The organism is Oleiphilus sp. HI0067, assembly GCF_001635735.1.
Genome location: NZ_LWFI01000953.1, coordinates 1 through 2,161 on the forward strand (window position 1 = coordinate 1; position 2,161 = coordinate 2,161).

Annotated in this window: 3 protein-coding genes; 1 reads left to right on the top strand and 2 read right to left on the bottom strand. The window is 46.1% G+C overall.

What is annotated here, in order from left to right; all coding sequences use genetic code 11:
• Positions 1-263 (bottom strand): NAD-dependent epimerase/dehydratase family protein (locus tag A3739_RS11975; RefSeq protein ID WP_156502554.1); only part of this gene is annotated, 263 nt, incomplete at its 3' end.
• Between the two features lie 152 nt (positions 264-415).
• On the opposite strand from A3739_RS11975, the gene wecC reads away from it, so the two are divergent.
• Positions 416-1,633 (top strand): UDP-N-acetyl-D-mannosamine dehydrogenase, encoded by a 1,218-nt coding sequence (gene wecC, locus A3739_RS11980; RefSeq protein WP_068501538.1) that lies wholly within the window; start codon positions 416-418, stop codon positions 1,631-1,633.
• Here the strand turns inward: wecC and wecB are convergent.
• On the bottom strand, positions 1,546-2,161 hold a 616-nt coding region (gene wecB, locus A3739_RS11985; protein WP_068501540.1), incomplete at its 5' end, for a non-hydrolyzing UDP-N-acetylglucosamine 2-epimerase. The two genes, wecC and wecB, sit on opposite strands and share 88 nt — an antisense overlap.

Genomic DNA, 2,161 nt, shown 5'->3' on the forward strand with positions numbered 1-2,161 from the left:
AACGCAACCAAAGGATCTTGCGCATCATCATTCATCACATGAACGCGTGCAGCGCAGTGAATGATCACATCCACGCCAGTGCCATCTCCATGACCACCACGACCTAGCACTTCTCGCCAATCCGTTTGACTATTAATGTCGCCAACCGACTGAAACGAATCGGAATCACTTCTTCTCGCACAAGCGACTAGATCCAAACCATTCGATTGAACTACAAATCGGCTACCTAAAAAGCCACTTGCTCCGGTCAGTAAAATTTTCAAAAAAATTATCCAACTAATTCGTTTAATTACACAAGATTATTGCGAAAACACCTTCGAATAACTCCTAAATAATCCGTAACTGTTTTGCTTTACAAAACACTGTAATCAGCACGTATACTTTTTACATAAAAATCAGAGTGAACAAGGGCATTATGGAAAAGGAATTCAGGTCAGTTTGCGTCATGGGCTTAGGCTATATAGGCCTTCCAACAGCTTCACTTCTTGGCACTAAGGGCTATCAAGTTACTGGCGTGGATGTATCTCCCAAAGTAGTTGAAACGATAAACCAAGGAAAAATTCACATAGTCGAGCCAGATTTGGATTTGCTGGTTAAATCAGCAGTTAATTCCGGGAATCTCAAGGCGAGTCTTGAGCCTTGCAAAGCAGACGTATTTATTATCGCTGTGCCGACCCCATTTAAAGAGGGCTACGAGCCAGATTTAAGCTACGTTGAGCAAGCCACTCGCAACATTGCTCCGTTTGTTGAGTCTGGCAATCTGGTCATTCTTGAATCGACAAGCCCGGTCGGAACAACAGATCTTGTTGCGAAAATCCTCAGCGAAGCTGGGCACGACACCCAAGGCGATGTATTTGTTGCCCATTGCCCTGAGCGAGTACTGCCAGGGCGCATACTGATTGAACTGGTTCAGAATGACCGCATTGTTGGCGGAATCAACGAGGCATCGACCGATGCTGCTGCAACGTTTTACAAAGAATTTGTAAGTGGCGAGGTACTTGAAACAAGCGCCAAAACCGCGGAGCTATCCAAGCTTACAGAGAATTCCTTCCGCGATGTGAACATTGCCTTTGCAAACGAGCTTTCACTCATCTGCGATCAAGAACATATCGATGTGTGGGAACTAATCTCGCTTGCGAACAGACACCCTCGAGTAAACATCTTACAGCCAGGCCCTGGGGTTGGCGGACATTGTATTGCGGTAGACCCGTGGTTCATTATCCATCGCAACCCTGAACAGGCCAAACTGATTCGAACCGCACGTGAAGTAAATGATCATAAACCCGAGTGGGTCATTAGCAAGGTTAGAGAAAAGGCTGAGCGCTTTAAGCGACCAGTTATTGCCTGCCTCGGCTTGGCATTCAAAGCAGATGTGGACGACCTTAGAGAATCGCCATCGGTAGAAATTGTCGAGAAACTACAAGAACTAAACATTGGTGAACTGCGTGTTTGCGAACCCAATATAAAAACACACGCCAGCTTTGAGTTATTTGGTTTTGACCAAGCGATTGAAGATGCCGATATCATTTTGGTATTGGTTGACCATCAACAGTTCAAAACACTCTCTGCAACAAAGCTCAGNNANNAGATCACCATGTCGCATTTGTCCAATAGCCAAACGAAAGGCAGGTAGTCTTGTGGCTCGATCAAAAGAATGTTTTCGCAACCGCCTAAAGCTTCTTTTACCGGCTTTTGAACATTCGGGTTTAGGTGAACAGGGTACACTAAAAGCCAGTCAGGTTTTTCAGTGGCAATCGTTTTTAAAGCGGTGCAAAAATCAATAAAACCTTGCCCGAAGTTTTCTCGTCGGTGGCCGGTGATCAGAATAAAGCGCCCAGGCTTAGCCGCTATTTTGTCAATACAGTGCGCCGGAAGCTTCGGTGCCCATTGCTCGGGCTTGTAGTTTTTGATCTTTTCTCTAACAGATAACAGTGCATCAATCACCGTGTTACCTGTGACCAGAATTTTATCTTCAGCGATACCTTCGTTGAGCAGATTTTGCTTGGCTGTTTCGGTGGGTGCAAAGTGTAGGCTTGCAATGCGCCCGACTAGCGAGCGATTCGCTTCTTCAGGAAAGGGGGCGAGCATGTTACCTGTGCGAAGACCTGCTTCAACATGGCCAACCGGAATGTGTTGGTAAAATGCGGCAAGCGCGGCTGAA